The 15,440-nt window shown below is 34.6% G+C and carries 12 protein-coding genes; 2 read left to right on the top strand and 10 right to left on the bottom strand.

Going from position 1 to position 15,440, the window contains the following annotated elements; genetic code table 11:
* Position 1 precedes the first annotated feature (1 nt).
* Positions 2 to 295 carry a DciA family protein gene (locus U5L76_04475; protein MDZ7798838.1) on the top strand — a complete coding sequence of 98 codons (294 nt, stop codon included), beginning with the start codon at positions 2 to 4 and terminating at the stop codon, positions 293 to 295.
* A 6-nt stretch (positions 296 to 301) separates the two neighbouring features.
* Here U5L76_04475 and U5L76_04470 read toward each other — a convergent pair whose 3' ends face one another.
* The gene (locus tag U5L76_04470; GenBank protein MDZ7798837.1) at positions 302 to 3,151 is read right to left on the bottom strand and encodes a penicillin-binding protein; all 2,850 of its coding nucleotides are present in this window, start codon (positions 3,149 to 3,151) and stop codon (positions 302 to 304) included.
* 3 nt (positions 3,152 to 3,154) lie between these two features.
* On the bottom strand, positions 3,155 to 4,051 hold the full coding sequence (locus tag U5L76_04465) for an ROK family protein (GenBank protein MDZ7798836.1): 897 nt from the start codon (positions 4,049 to 4,051) through the stop codon (positions 3,155 to 3,157).
* Between the two features lie 57 nt (positions 4,052 to 4,108).
* Here U5L76_04465 and tyrS point away from each other — a divergent pair, with 57 nt between their 5' ends.
* Positions 4,109 to 5,293 (top strand): tyrosine--tRNA ligase, encoded by a 1,185-nt coding sequence (tyrS, locus tag U5L76_04460; protein MDZ7798835.1) that lies wholly within the window; start codon positions 4,109 to 4,111, stop codon positions 5,291 to 5,293.
* 48 nt (positions 5,294 to 5,341) lie between these two features.
* Here the strand turns inward: tyrS and galT are convergent, their stop codons facing one another.
* Genes galT through ruvC form a run of 8 tightly spaced genes read right to left on the bottom strand, consistent with a single transcriptional unit; the run spans position 5,342 to position 15,440 of the window.
* A complete protein-coding gene (gene galT, locus U5L76_04455) occupies positions 5,342 to 6,340 on the bottom strand; it encodes a galactose-1-phosphate uridylyltransferase (GenBank protein MDZ7798834.1) in 999 nt (332 codons plus the stop codon).
* A gap of 5 nt (positions 6,341 to 6,345) precedes the next feature.
* Positions 6,346 to 7,818: a glycogen/starch synthase gene (locus tag U5L76_04450; GenBank protein ID MDZ7798833.1), complete on the bottom strand. Its 1,473-nt coding sequence runs from the start codon at positions 7,816 to 7,818 to the stop codon at positions 6,346 to 6,348.
* On the bottom strand, positions 7,818 to 9,830 hold the full coding sequence (locus U5L76_04445) for a phosphotransferase (protein ID MDZ7798832.1): 2,013 nt from the start codon (positions 9,828 to 9,830) through the stop codon (positions 7,818 to 7,820). The genes U5L76_04450 and U5L76_04445 overlap by 1 nt, the downstream gene beginning before the upstream one ends.
* Positions 9,830 to 11,191: a UvrB/UvrC motif-containing protein gene (locus U5L76_04440; GenBank protein MDZ7798831.1), complete on the bottom strand. Its 1,362-nt coding sequence runs from the start codon at positions 11,189 to 11,191 to the stop codon at positions 9,830 to 9,832. Before U5L76_04440 ends, U5L76_04445 begins: the two co-directional genes overlap by 1 nt.
* A gap of 7 nt (positions 11,192 to 11,198) precedes the next feature.
* The gene (locus tag U5L76_04435; protein ID MDZ7798830.1) at positions 11,199 to 12,431 is read right to left on the bottom strand and encodes a hypothetical protein; all 1,233 of its coding nucleotides are present in this window, start codon (positions 12,429 to 12,431) and stop codon (positions 11,199 to 11,201) included.
* Positions 12,428 to 13,888, bottom strand: coding sequence for a glycogen/starch synthase (locus tag U5L76_04430; protein ID MDZ7798829.1), 1,461 nt, complete (start codon positions 13,886 to 13,888; stop codon positions 12,428 to 12,430). Before U5L76_04430 ends, U5L76_04435 begins: the two co-directional genes overlap by 4 nt.
* Positions 13,888 to 14,964: a glycoside hydrolase family 15 protein gene (locus U5L76_04425; protein ID MDZ7798828.1), complete on the bottom strand. Its 1,077-nt coding sequence runs from the start codon at positions 14,962 to 14,964 to the stop codon at positions 13,888 to 13,890. Before U5L76_04425 ends, U5L76_04430 begins: the two co-directional genes overlap by 1 nt.
* Positions 14,961 to 15,440 (bottom strand): crossover junction endodeoxyribonuclease RuvC, encoded by a 480-nt coding sequence (gene ruvC, locus U5L76_04420; GenBank protein MDZ7798827.1) that lies wholly within the window; start codon positions 15,438 to 15,440, stop codon positions 14,961 to 14,963. The genes U5L76_04425 and ruvC overlap by 4 nt, the downstream gene beginning before the upstream one ends.

Raw genomic sequence — 15,440 nt, 5'->3', positions numbered from 1 at the left:
TATGATTTGGTCAATTGGTAGTTTATTAAATAAATCTTTAAAAAGGCAAGGCATTGAAAGTCAAGTTAAAGCTAGCCAGGTAATAAAAACTTTTCATAAAATTATTGAAAGAAAGTTTGGCCAGAAAGTACTAGAACAATTACAAGCCAAATCATTAAAAAATAAAACTTTAGTGGTAGCGATTTTAAGTTCAGTAGTGGCCAGTGAAATACGTCTACATCAGGAAGAAATTATAGAAGAAATTAATAGCCAATATAAAAAAACTTTAGTAGAGAAACTAAGGTTTTTATTTTAGAAAATATTATTCCTTGATATTTATTGTCAAATAATCTGACTGGGTGATCTCTTCTTCTTTATTAGTCATTACAACAAATAATTTATAAGTGCCAGGTTCTGGCTCTTCCCAGGAAAAAGTAAGATTATTATTTTTTGGTGTGTTTATTTTCTCTATTTGATTATTTTGACTATTGGCCCGGTAATAGATTGTAACTGAAGAAACATCTTCGGGATCATAAGCAAAAACATTTATAGAAAGAGGTAAATCCTTAGTATAATGAGTTGAGTTTTGGCTCGGGGAAATAAAATAAAGAGAACTGGAAGTTTGACTGAGATTAATATTTACAGTAATAGTTTTTTGAGTTGAGTTTTCGTATTTATCAAAGACTTTAGCGGTAATGTCATGATAGCCCTGGCTTAGACCAGAAAGATTGTGAGAATAAGAAAAAGGGGATTTTTTAGATTGGCCGATTTTATTCTCATCTATATAGTATTCAACTTTAACAATATTATATTTTCCGTCAGTCTCAACCTTAAAGGTAGTCTCAGAATTAGTAATACTCTCATCGTCCTCAGGGTTAGAGAAATTAATTTCCGGCTGGCTTTTCTCAGCTCTTAAAGAACAACTTTCTTCCTGGGGCATTTGGTTTAAGTAGTCGTTTTCTTGAGCCCAAGTTTGTACCGGAGCTTCCCAAGTTTCGTATTGAGGATCGGATTTTGGGTTCTCAGGAAAATCTCCTCGAGGATCGTTTTTTTTAACATAATGAAGAATGTTATGGACGCTTTTAACGGTTTCTTCGGCTATGAATTCTTCGGGCCAGTCTTCTAAACATGAATTAGGAATTTTTTTACCGGTGATTTTGTCTATTTTGACTGTTTGGTCAGCTTCCAACTTACCCTTTAAAACGGCTTTGCCAGTATCAATAGCCTTAAAGTCAGGAAAATATTCTACTTTTTGGCCTTCCAGAGCTCTTTTCATAAAACCGTTCCAGATGGGGGTAGCTAGGACTAAACCAGCCGCTCCTCGCTTCATCTCAGAGTTATCATTATTACCAGCCCAGACTCCGGTAGCTAAGGAAGGGGTATAGCCCAAAGTCCAGGCATCGCGGTAATCATTGGTAGTGCCAGTTTTAGCGCAGACGGGATGACCGCTTAAAGCCAGCTGGGTATAGCCCCAGAAGCTGGCCCGAGTGGTATTATCAGACAAAATTTTATTCATCTGCCTGGCTACTTGTTGGTCAATAACCTCAACTTCTTTAGGTGAGGTGCGTTTTTCAAGAATTTTCCCTTGATTGTCTTCAATCCGAAGAATAGGGTAATAAGGTATTTTCTTGCCTTCCCGGGCTAGAGTAGCGTAAGCATTTAAATGTTCGATTAATTTAACTTCACCTCCGCCTAAAACTAAAGAAAGACCAAAACGGCTGCGATCTGATAAAGTAGTATATCCTAATTCTTCGGCTAAATCTAAAACATCATCTACGCCGGTCAAATAAAGAGTTTTGACCGCCGGGATATTTAAAGAAGCCTGCAAAGCCTGGCGCATAGTAACTGGTCCGTGTTCGTTTAAAGAATAATTTTTAGGTATGTAATCTTTAGTACTAGTTTTAAAGGTAGTAACAAGATCAAAAAGCATAGTTTCCGGAGTATAGCCGTCTTCAAGAGCTTGAGTGTAGACGATTGGTTTAAAAGAAGAACCGGGCTGTCTTTCTCTTAAAGTTACGTTAACATTGCCATCAATATCTGTATTAAAATAATCGTGAGAACCAACCATAGCCAGTATTTCGCCGGTTTTAACCTCTAAGGAAACTAAGGCTGCGTTGGAGCCACCATAACGTTCTATTTTACTAATGCCTTTATCGATTTCTTCTTCAGCAATTTTTTGTAGGTCGTAATCAAGGGTGGTAACAACCTTTAACCCTCCCTGTTCAATTTCTTGGACCCCGTATTTTTCAGCCAAAATTTCCCGAACATACATAACAAAATGAGGAGCTAAAATATTTTCTTGGCGTGGCTTAACTTGACTTAATATGTCAACTTTTTTGGCTTCTTGAGCTTCTTTTTCCGTAATCTGTTCCTGCTTAGCCATCAAATCAATTACTAGTTTTTGACGATCAAGCAAAGTGTCGGTATGTGAGCCGTAAGGTGAATAATAAGTGGTAGCCTTGGGAATAGAAGCTAAAAGTGCTCCTTCAGCTATAGTTAAATCCTTAGCATTTTTCCCGAAAAAACTTTCGGCCGCTGCTTCAATACCGTAGATATTTGAACCATAGGGAATTTCATTAAAGTACATTTTTAATATTTCTTCTTTGGAAAATTTTCTCTCTATTTGATAAGCCAAGACTATTTCTTTTATTTTGCGGGTCCAGCTTTTTTCATTGGTTAAAATAGCATTTTTAACAAATTGTTGGGTAATAGTAGAGGCCCCTTGTGCTTTTTTTCTTTTAAGAATATCTATCCAGAGAGCTTTAAAAATACGGGGCAGGGAAAAACCCTTATGCTCATAGAAATCTTTGTCTTCAATAGCTATATGAGCCCATTTGGCCTTTTCTGAAATCTCTTCCAGATTAATCATAGTTCTTCTTTCGTCACCATGAATTTCATACAAAACAGTTTTAGCGTCTCGAGCGTAGATTTTTGTGCTTTGGGCAATGGACCGCTCAATTAATTTATCTGGACTGGGTAAATCACGGGAAAACCAGGCAAATACCCCCAGCATAGCCAGACCGCCCAGTATTATTAAAATAGCCAAAATTGGTAGCCAGTTATTTAAAAACTGATCAAACCATTTTTTTCTTTTCTTTTTTTTCTTAAGTTTGGTATTTTGCCGCCAAGTGCGGGTAAATTTCTTTTTTGGTTTTAACTGGGGTATAGGCATAATTTAAAGTTTATAATTTCTTTTTTTAGTAGTCAGGTAAGCGCCTAAAAGTAGAGCCTTTTGTCCGAGTTTAGATTTTACTATTTTTGTTTTTTTATGTCTAGGGTCGACTAATTCTTGTTTAAAGCTTTTTTTAGAGAGAGTAATTATTTTTGTAAAGTTGGACAGACCGCCGCCGAGCACTATTATTTCCGGACTTAGAACATTAGTTAAGCTGGCTAGGCCAAGGCCCAAGTATTTGGCGGTTATTTCCGCGGCTTTCAAAGCCTTTTTGTCGCCCTTTTTAGACAATTTGTAAATTTCCTTGCCAGATCTATTTTGGCCGGTAATTTTTTTATAATATTTTTCTAAAGAAAAGCCGCAAGCCTGGGCTTCAAAATGACCGAAACGGCCGCAGCTGCACTGGAAGCCTTTTTCTAAAATTTTAAAATGTCCGATTTCAGCTAAATTTTTATAACCGGTATAAATTTTATTATCTACTGCTAGACCGCCGCCAATACCGCTGCCCAAAGTTAAACCAATAATATATTTATAATTTTTGGCGGCGCCTAATATACTTTCGGCCAGAACAAAGCAAAAGCCGTCGTGTTCAATAAAAATTTCTTTTTTAAAGATTTTTCTTAAAGCTTTTTTTAAGTTATAGTTTTCCAGGGTGGAAGAAAAATTAGTGGCGTGTAGAATTTTACCTTTTTTATCTACTGGTCCGGCAAAGGAAATAGCAATATTTTTGGCCTTTTCAGGCTGGTAATAATTAATAGCCTTTTTAATCTCGCGAAGTAATTTTTTTGGTCCTTTTTTACTCGGACTTTTAATTTGGTGATTTTTAAAAACCCGGTTATTTTTAACAATACCGGTATTTATCTTAGTGCCGCCAATGTCTAGGCCAATAGAATAAGACATAAATACTTTTTTAGTGTTTTCATTATAGCAAAAATATTGTATACTTTCAATATACTTATGGATAAAAAAGACATAATTAAAAACATTCTCAAACGTGGCGTAGCTGAGATAATTGAAGAAAAAGTTTTAAAGAAAAAGCTTAATGCCGGTAAAAAATTGAGAGTTAAGCTGGGTATTGATCCCACAGGTTATGATTTGCATATTGGTCATGCGGCTCCTCTTTTAAAGCTTAAGGCTTTTCAGGAATTAGGGCACCAGGTGGTTTTAATTATCGGTGATTACACCGCTCGTATCGGTGATCCCTCGGGTCTTGATAAAACCCGACAGCCGCTTTCTGATAAGCAAGTAGAAAAAAATGCCAAGGATTATGTTAAACAAGCTAGTATTATATTAGATAAAAAAAAGACTGAGATCAGATGGCAAAGTGAATGGTTTGAAGAATTTGATTTACAGACGGTGATTGACCTGACTTCAAAAGCTACCTTGGCTCAAATACTATCTCACGAAACTTTTAAAAAACGCTTGGAAAAGGGCCAGCCTTTATCCACTCATGAAATACTTTATCCTTTTTTACAGGGGTATGATTCAGTGGCGGTTAAGGCTGATCTGGAGCTGGGGGCCATTGAACAAAAATTTAATTTACTGATGGGCCGGACTATTCAAGGGTCTCTGGACCAGCCGGTGCAGGATATATTGACCCTTAATTATTTAATGGGCACTGACGGACGGAAAATGAGTAAAACCTTTAATAATTATATTGCTTTACGGGATGAACCAGGCGATATGTTTGGCAAAGTTATGTCTATTCCGGATAAATTGATAATTGATTATTTTACTTTAGCTACCCGAATTTCTTTATCAGAAGTTGAAGAAATAAAAAAAGCCCTTGAAGCCGGCGATAATCCGCGAAATTATAAGGCCAGATTAGCCCGTGAAATTGTTAGTCTTTATCATTCAGAAGAAAAAGCCAAGGCAGCCGAGAAAGAGTTTGAAAAAGTTTTTAAAAATAAAGAATGTCCTTCCGATATTCCGATATTTTCCCCGACAAAGAATAAATTACCGATTATTGACTTACTAGTGGAGTCAGATTTAGCCACGAGTAAAAGCGAAGCCAGGCGACTTATAGAGCAAGGTGGGGTTTCGATGAATGATAAAAAAATAAAAGACCCTAAAAAAGAAATAAATTTCAAGAAAAACGATATTATCAAAGTCGGCAAAAGAAAGTTTTTAAAAATCAAATAATAATAAAAGACAGATTCTTTTCGAGTCTGTCTTTTTATATTAGTAAAATTATTTTTTCCGATAAAACTTGGCTGCTTCTTCCGGCGGCATAGAATTAACTATTAAACGCGAACCCAACTCCAACCCGGCCCATACATTTCTACGAGGAGAAATTCGTAAATAAAAATGTTCGTCATCATAATGGATAGCCTGATGGAGATAATAATTATAGGGTAGTTTATGTTTATGAAGTTTGTCAAGTAATTTTTTTAGTATTTTGGCTATGGAATTAATCTCTTTTTTGTTGAGATGGGCAATATTATCCACGTGTCTTTTTGGCAAAATCCAGGCTTCATAATTATAGGTGGAGGCATAAGGAGTAAAGCAGGAAACATTTTCATCTTCCCAAACAAAGCGCGGAGTTTTTGGCGCTTTTTTAGTTAAATCACAGTAATAACAATGACCCATTTGTATTTTGTATTCCTGGGCCCGAGTTAATTTACTAAGAATATGAGGCGGTAAAAAAGAGGTAGCAAAAATTTGCGAATGGGCGTGGGTGATCGAAGCACCGGCTCGGCCACCGTTGTTTTTAAAAATTAAGATATAGCGCATTTTTTCATTTTTGGCAATATCAACGGTTCTTTTTTGGTAGATTTTTAAAATATCCTGGATATGATTAATCGGTAATTCGGCCATTTCCTGATCATGTTTTGGTGTTTCAATAACTACTTCTTGCTGACCATAAGCTTTGGCATTATCCAAAGTGACAGCAGCAAAAATGTTTTTGACTACTTTGATTTTCCATTTATTGCCTCGCCCTTTTTTAGCCAACGCCGTGACCCCCTTTTGTTTATCGGGACAAAAAGGACAAGTTTTTTTAGGTAGTTCTTCAGGTTTTCCCTCTTCTTCAAAATGATGCGGTCTTTTACCGCGACTAGGGGCAACCACTATCGCGCGGTCATGGATATAATCCTGCCTTATTTCAGCTCTTTTTTTATTAATCTTTTTGGTATTTTTAGGAGATTTAGATTTTTTTCTTTTTGTTTTTTTCGTTTTTTTTCTGGACATATAGATTATATTAGTTGATGATATAGCTCAATATATTTTTTAGCTGATTTATTCCAGGAAAAATCTTTTTTCATACCATTTTTCATTAATTTCAGCCATTTTTCTTTATTTTTATAGACTTCTAAGGCTCTTTTTGTTGCTTTATAGAACTCACTCGCCTCAAATTTTTCAAAGCAAAAACCAGTGCCTACCTCATTTTCTGGATTAAATTCATGTACAGTATCAGCCAGTCCCCCGGTGGCCCGGACAATAGGGATATTACCGTAGCGCATAGCGATCATCTGACCCAGGCCGCAAGGCTCGTAGCGTGAAGGCATAAGAAACATATCAGAGCCAGCGTATATTTTCTGAGCCAAAGAAGCGTCAAAATCTATAGTAGCTGAGAGCCAGTTTTTATATTTTTTAGCTGCTTTTTTTAAATTTTCTTCCAGCTCCTTATTGCCGGTACCTAATAAAACTAATTGACAGTTATTTTTAGCTAGCTTGGGTAAAATTTGCAAGATAAGATCAATGCCTTTTTGTTCTGCCAGGCGTCCGACTAGACCTAAAACTGGAGTATCTTCAGACTGCTTTAGCCCGGAAATTTTTTGAAGATTTTTTTTATTGATTTTTTTGTTTTCTAATCTGTCTATTGAATATTGCTTGATTATTTCTTGATCAAGTGCCGGATTAAATCTTTCTACATCAATTCCGTTAAGAATGCCGTGTAAATCTTCTTTTCTTTTTTGCAGCTCTTTTTCCAATCCGGCGCCATATTCGGCGTTCATTATTTCCTGGGCGTAAGTGGGGCTAACAGTATTAAGGGAATCAGCGTGTAAAATAGCCTGGCGCAGATATTTAATGTTATTTTTATCAAGGGGCATGAATTTCATATTTTTTGCCTCTTCTTTTTTTATGTTGAGATAATCTAAAACCTCTCTATAGTTATAATTACCCTGGTAGGCCAGATTATGAATAGTCAGGAGAGTTTTTATTTTTCTAATAGATGGATTTTTTTGTCCGAGGTAATTTTTTAAAAAAGGAATAATACCAACATGCCAGTCATGAAGATGAATAACCTCCGGGTGGAAATTAAGCGGTTTAAAGGTTTCAAAAATACTGCGCGAGAAAAAGGTAAAACGCTGGCATTCCGGTGATGATCCGCCCGGCGAAGCGTCTTTTTCAAAATATACTCCATTTCGTCCCAGGTATTTTTGGTTATCGATAAAATAAACCAAAACAGCGCTGCCCGGCAAATGACTCTGCCAAATATTGATTAGCTCTTCTTTATTCCCAAAAGGGACTTTAATATCAGAGGCGATTTTTTTAAGATTGTATTCTTTTTCATCGATAATACCATATTTGGGGATAATAATACGGGTATCTACATGGTTTCGAATGAGATTTTTGGGTAAGGCTCCGATAACATCAGCCAGGCCGCCAACCTTGGCCATAGGCGTTAATTCAGCAGCGGTGAGTAAAATTTTGCTTTTTTTCATTATTTTAAATTAGTTTTTATTATTCTATTTAATATATTAACATATTTTTGGCGATTTTTGTCATTTTTCCCCATCAAAGTAGCAGTTATAGCCCAAATATCTAAAGCGGCCCGAACTTGAGCCAAGCCGAGATTTTTTTTAATTTGTTTAACTCGGGCTTTAGACATTTTTTTTAAATAGGTATTAAGAAAACTTTTTTGCAATTTTTCAATTTTTTTATGGCTAACTTTATCGGCTAACATAATTCTCAAATGGGTAATGAAGCAGGCCAAATCAAAAGAGGGGTAAAACATTGAAGATAAAGTAAAATCAATAATAGCTATTTTATTTTCTGGAGTGACAATAATATTGGAAGCCTGAAAGTCATTATGGGTGAGGACTCTTTTTGATTTTCTGAATGAGGGGTGGATTTTTTTATGATAGAGGCGGACGTATTTAAAAATAATTTTTTTGTTTTTTGGGTCGTATTTTTTTATTTTTTTTCTTAGTTCTTTGAAATATTCTTTTTCTTTTAAATTTCTTTTTTTTATGCCTTGGGGTTTAAGTTTGTGCAGGTTAGCTAAGGCCAAAGCGGATTTTTTTACTAGTCTGGCAAATTTAGCTGAATTAAAAGAGATTTTTCTCAAAGGTTTTCCCGGAACCTCTTCGTAAAGCAGATAAGGCACCACAGGAAAATAATATAGGGGGCGGGGAGAAATTAAATTTTTCTTATTTTTTTTGTAAACGTACTCCATTATTTGAAAAGTGTTTTTGTTAATGGTATTACCTCTAATAGTGATTTCTTCGGGCTTATTTTTTTTATTAGTATAGGTAATTTTAGTACGGGTTAAAAAACTAGTTTGTGAAAGCGCTTTAGGGTGTTCAATTTCCAGGTCAATAATGTTTTTAGCCTGGGGAAATATTTTTCTTCGCCCCTTACAATAGAGTTTCATCATTATCTCTTTGTCTTTAAAAATCTTTTTTAAATCGTGGTATTTTTTTGTTTTTAATATGTCTTCATTAATTTCCAAGCCTAGCCAATTAGCGTATTTGCGGGCTTTTTCTAGGGTTTTATTAACTAATAACTGAGAAACATGAGGATCGCGAGTAGAAACGGTGTAGGCCATAATTTGCATCATCCACCAAAGTTCATGAATTATTAGTTTTCTTTTTATTGCTTGATAAGTAATATTTCTTTCTTGTAAATATTTATGTCGGAAAGTTAATTTAATTTTTTTTATTTTTTCTTGGCTAATATTCTCACACCAGTTAAAAATATTGAGCTGGGCAAAAAAATTACCCATGTCACTCAAGGGGTCAAAAAGATTACTTCTTCCCCAGTCAATCAGAGCCGTTTTTTTCCCGCAGACTATAATGTTGTTAGGGTTGAAATCCCCGTGAGTTAAAATAAATTTCTTTTTGTTTTTAAAAATCTCATTTTTGATTAATGGGAAGAGATTGTCTAGCAAGGAAGCGCCAAAAGCGTAAACATCCGGGTAATTATTTTTATAATCTTCTTTAAAATAACTAATTTCATCTTTAATTTCTGATAATTTTTTCTTTTTACTATTTTTTATTCTCATATTATGCAGACGGGCCAAACAATAAGCTGATTTTCGGGTTATTTCTTTAATTCTTTTTCTTTTATTTATAAAACAGGCAAAAGGTTTTCCGGGAAATTCTTCATAAAGAACTAAATTTAATTTTTTGTAGTAGCCTAGAGGAAAAGGAATTTGACAGGTTTCTGAGACAAAATCTTTTTGAAATAACATCTTTTTTGTGCGGTCGGCAATATAACTTTCTTCCCGGGTGTCACGGGAGGGTACATTGCCGCGGATGATTTTCCTTACCTCTTTTCCAGAAGGCAGTTTTATTTTAAGGATATATTTCAAAGCCTTTTTAAAAGAGGTGCCACTTTGATCATGAATTTCTATTTTTTTAAGTTTAGAGCCAGGTGGATAGTATTGTTTGGTTATTAAATTGAAAAAGTGGCGCATTACTTTTTTATTTTTGGTTTGTTTAAAATATTTCATTATTTTTTCTTTTCATAATTTTTTAATTCTTTTATACGATCACGCAGCTGGGCTGCTCTTTCGTATTCTTCTTTTTCTACTACCGCTTTTATTTCTTTTTTAAGATTGTTGATAATTTTATCAATTTCTTTTTTGGGCATTTTTGGCAGGGCATCATCAGTATGCTGACGTATTTCTTCATCTTCTTGTTTGCTTAGATTTTCAACGGTTCCGTTTCGCTGCCATTCAAAACCAGTAAAAACTATTTCGTGATAGAGTTCTTTGGCTTTTTCTTTAATCTTGTCAGGGGCTTTATTTAAATTTTGGACAACACCATTAAGTTCTTTAGCTCCGGCTTCAATCATTTCCAGGCTCCACCAAGGCTTGGCTGAAGCCCACCAGAATTGATCGGAATGTAAAGCCCGGTCAAGCAGATGTCGTATTTTTTTTACGGCCGGGTCGTCTCCCGAGTATTTTTTAAAAGAATCTATGGCTAGGTTTTGTAGCTGCCACTGTTTTTGGTGTATTTTATTGCCTGGGTCTTCCCAACGAGAAAAAGGCGCGTTTCTTTCCAAATCTTTTTCCATCAAAGCCCAAGTGGAAGGCTGGGGTTTAATTTTCTCCCGTTTTTTAAATATTTGGGGTAGTTCAGAAATTAAGACAGTTTTTAATTTTTTAGACTCATAGATTTCAAAAAGAAGGTGTTCCATACCGGGCCGGTGATGACCAAAAGTTTCGCCGTCCATAGCTGTTAATAAGTATTCATTTTTTTTAAGCCTTTCCCCCAGGCTATTAATTAGTAAATTTCCAGTGCCATATTGTCCAGAAAGAATTTTCCAGCTCATTTTTCTCTCGCGAAAAAATATTTTAAAATCTTTAGTATTTTTTACCTGGTATATTTTAGAATAATCAATTTCTCCTTTATTTTCCGGGAAAGAAAGTTCATCAACAATAACCCAATCAAAACCCATTTTCTCCGCTACTTTAGCTACCTTGTCAGAGTAACCCATTTCCGGCGGGAAAAAACCCTTGGCTTCAAATAAATCTCCAAAATATTTTTTATGAGTTTCTTTGTTAATTTCTATTTGCCTTATTATTTCATCTTCAGGCAATTTTGGTAAAAGAGGATGGTATTTAGCACTGCCGGTAAGCTCTACTTGTCCTTTTTTTATTAATTTCCTAAGATCATTGATTATATCCATGAGGTTGTTTTCTTCAAAAAGTTCTAAAAGAACAGCACTAACATTAAGAGTTAATTTAGCTTCAGGGTTTTCTTTTAAACCAGCTATAATCTTGCGATAAGCTTCGTTAGCGATTTTTTTTACCCAATAAGGTTTTTGAGTGGGTGGTTGATAAATGTGTAAAAAATTGGCCCAATACATATGTTTTTTAAATTATTTTTTCTCCTCCCATTTTAGGGATAAATCCGATTTTATTTAAATATTTTTTAATATTTTCTTTTGCTAAGCCTTGTTTTTCATATTTGGTTGTGTTTTCTTTTAATTCTTTAAATATTTTCTTAGCTGATTTTTTTTCTTCGGTCTTCAAACTTTCTAAAGCTAAAATAACATTATATAATTCTTTTGACTCTCTGATAATTATTTCATAGTCCCACCAAGGCCGCATAGAAGCCCACCAAAATTTATCAGAGGCCAGGGCTCGATCAAGCATTTTTTGAGTTTTGTGAATATTTTTATCTTTTCTTTTTTTGGCTAACTTAAACAAGGAGATTACCTTATTATTTAACTGCCACTGTATTTTGTGTATCGGGTTATTATGATTTTTCCATAAAGCATAAGGAATATTATTTTTAATTTCTTTTACTTCTGAAGACCAGCTGCCTGGAACTGATTTTATTTTTTTAAATTGATTGTATTCTTTTAGTAATGAAGTATAATTCATTGATTTAACTTTTTTATTTGTCATTAATTTTTGCCAGATTTTATCAGCTCCAGGCCGATGATGCCCCAGATTTTCACCGTCCATGGCTGAAATTAGTATTTTTTGGCCTCTTTTTTCTTTTTTAATATTGCTGAAAAATTTATTTATATTTTTTGTCTCTGGTTCAAAAATAAAGTAGTCGCTAATCTTGCGGTTGCGGAAGATAAATTTAATATTTTCCTTTTTTGATTGATAACCCTGGTCAAAGCTAATTTTCCCTAGATCTCCCCGAGCGCAAATTTCATCTAGAGCTACCCACTCGATAGCAAATTTTTTCAGAATAGGGATTAACTTATTATGCCAGGCCATTTCCGGCGGGAAAAAACCTTTAGGCTGATAAACTTTACCGAAATATTTTAAATTTGTTTTTTGGTTAAGACGAATTTGCCTTTCAATTGTTTTTAAGGAATAAAGCGGCAGTATTAAATGAAATTTGGCACTGTGTGTGAATTCAATTTGTTCTTTTTGGGCTAAATTTTTGATCTGATTAATAATATTTTTATAACCGCAGGCAACTAATTGTTCAGTTAATGAGGCGTTAATATTGAGGGTAATTTTAATAGCTGGATTTTTTTCTAATATATTTAAAATTGGCTGATAACTTTCTTTAGCTACTTTTTTAATAATTTTTTTATCCCAGTTGGGTGGCTGATAGATGTGAAGCAGGTTAGACCAAATCATTTTTTTATTTTTTTATGTTTATCTACAGCTTTGCGGTAAAGAGCTAAATATTTTTTAGCGGGTAATTCCCAGGAAAAAGAAAGCCTCATAGCCTGCCAGGTTAAATGTTCCCATGATTTACGGTGTTTAAAATTTTCCAAAGCTCTGACGATAGCCATTAAAAGATCTTCTTTGCTGTAGCGGGAGAATTTAAAACCATTGCCTTTGGCTGTGCGGGGATTATAATTGGTAATAGTATCAGAAAGCCCACCGGTTTCATGGACTATGGGTATAGAACCATAACGCATACTAATAAGCTGAGAAATACCGCAGGGTTCATAGCGTGAAGGCATAAGAAACATATCAGAGCCAGCATAAACTCGCGAGGCCATTTTCTCGGTGAAAGGAGCGTAAATAGCAATTTTTTTCGGTTTTTTACGGGATAATTTTTTAAAGGATTTTATATAAGATTTATTACCCGAGCCGACAACTATGATCTGTAAATTAAGTTTTAAAAGATATTCAATTATTTGTAAGATTAAGTCAAAACCTTTTTGCTCTGTCAGGCGGTGAACTAAGCCGATAATAGGAGTTTCTGCTTTTTTTTCCAGACCGACTTCTTTTTGTAATACTATTTTATTTTTCTTTTTTTTATCCAGGGAATTCCAATCATAATTATAGTTTATATTCTTATCAAAGGCTGGGTTAAAAACTGTGTAATCAATACCGTTAATAATACCATATATATCTTTTTTTCTCTCTTTTAAAATTTTGTCTAGTCCCTGAGCAAATTTATGAGTTAATATTTCTTTGGCGTAGCGCTGGGAGACAGTGTTTATAATATCAGAGTTTTTAATGGCTCGATGAGCAAAATTAATGTATTTTATTTTTCTTTTATCTTGAATTTTAGGTCGGCCTCGACCATGATCTTTATTTTTTTTTGAGACTCTCCACCAGTCTTGTTGGAATTGAAAAGGGAGATTATGAATAGTGTAGAGAGTGGCTATACTAGAGAGTTTTTTATTTTTAGATTTTTTTATAAAATTAGGAATAAGGCCACTCTGCCAGTCATGGCAATGTATTAGATCAAGCTCTAGATTAAGTCTCTTAACCATTTTTAAAACAGCTTTATCAAAGAAGAGAAACCTTAAGTTATCATCTTTTTCTCCGTACATTTTTTGGCGCTCAAAAAATTCTTTATTATAGATTAAATAAAGCGGACACTTTGACTGAAACCAAGTTCTAAAAAAAATAACAGGATATTTACTTTTACCAATTTTTATTTCTTCTTCAGCTAATTTTTTAGTTTTTAATTTTTGTTTTTTAATGAAGCTATAGTAAGGCATAACTAGAGAAACGTCTTCTTCCATTTTAGCTAAAGCTTTTGGTAGGGCGTTAGCCACGTCGCCCAGCCCCCCGGTTTTAGCATAGGGAGAAATTTCCGGACTGACTATTAAAATTTTTAATTTTTTATTCATTATTTTAAATATCCTAAATAATGGCTAGCTATAATAAACATGGCGTGACTCCAGGCTAGAGGGGAGATACCTTGGCGAAAATCCTGAAAAATTTGTTCAGGGATATATTTATCTACTCTCTCAATAACCCACTGATAATAAGATTCAGCCTTTTTCTTATGGCCGGCCAAGTGCCAATATATAGCCAGCCAAAAGTTTAAAACAGGCCAGGCCCCACCGCCTTCCCAAGCTGTACCTTCTGAATCAAAATAATCAAACTGAAAACGGTGAACTCCGCCACTAACGACAATATTCTGCTCAATTTTTTTAATTGTCTTAATTATTCTTTCATCTTTTGGGGATATAATTTCAAAAGGCCAGACCAACCCGACTAAAGAGGCGTCAATATTTTTGTCACAGATACGGCCGCAATTACGTAAGAAATAGCCAAATTCTTTACTGTAGGCTTCTTCAATTTCTGAAATCATTTGCTTGGCCGTTTTCTCCCAATTTTTGTTTGGTATAATTTCATGAGCACACAGGAGCCCGCGGGCGCAGGCAGCCAGAGAATAAGTGAAGTTATTTTCCATAACTGAAGAAGTTTTCCTAAAACCGTCCTCCCAGAGATCCAAAGTATTAGGGAGAAAATAAGTTTTATTCCAAGCTTGACAAAGTCCTTCAGCCAATCTTTTTATAAGAGCTTGGTGCTTTAAAGCGTTGTTTAAGTTATCTTTATATAAAAAATGTATTAACCAGAGGACTATACCCATTTGATCTGGTTCAAATTGAGAACCAAGAGAAGCTATACGGCCATTAGTTGAATAATTAGCATAAAGCAGCTTTTCTTTTTTAAAGTCCTCGGGTTTTTTATAAAGCCATACTAAAAATTTTTCTGCTAAAGAAAGATTTAAATACTTTCCAGCCAGACAGATAAAAGAAGCGTCCCGAGGCCAGACATAGCGGTAATTTCCGGCTTCTCGAGGATAATAAGATTTATCAGTATTAGCGGCGACAATGGCCCCATTTTCCAAGGCACAGTCTGAAATAACGGCCTTAGAACTTTTAATAAGTTTTTGAATTTTTTTCTTATTTTTCATTTTAAATATTCTTTAGTACTGGCACAGCAGTAAGCCACGGCCAGGGCGTCTGAGGCGTGATCAGGCGTAGGTATTTTTTTTAGTTTTAAAATACTTTTCAGCATTTTTTGAACCTGACTCTTACTAGCCCGGCCATAACCGGTAATAGCTTGCTTAATCTGAAGGGGGGTATATTCAAAAATAGGAATCTTTTTTTTAGCCGCGGCTAAATTAATAATGCCCTTAGTCTGACCAACTTTAAAGGCGGAACTAACATTTTTGCAAAAATATAGATTTTCAGCCGCCATTTTATCAGGGTTATATTGGTTTATTATTTTATTTAATTTTTTAAAAATATTGTTGAGCCGATTTTCTATTTTTTCTCCAGCCTGGGTATTTAAACAGCCGTATTTAATAACTTCAATATTATTTTTTTCTTTTTTAATTATAGCGTAACCAGTATAAGCCAATCCTGGGTCTAGACCGAGTATTTTCAT

The organism is Patescibacteria group bacterium, from assembly GCA_034520665.1.
Classification (GTDB): Bacteria; Patescibacteriota; Patescibacteriia; order JAXHNJ01; family JAXHNJ01; genus JAXHNJ01.
The sequence above is the reverse complement of the archived record's forward strand: the minus strand, read 5'-3'. Positions and strand labels throughout refer to the sequence as shown.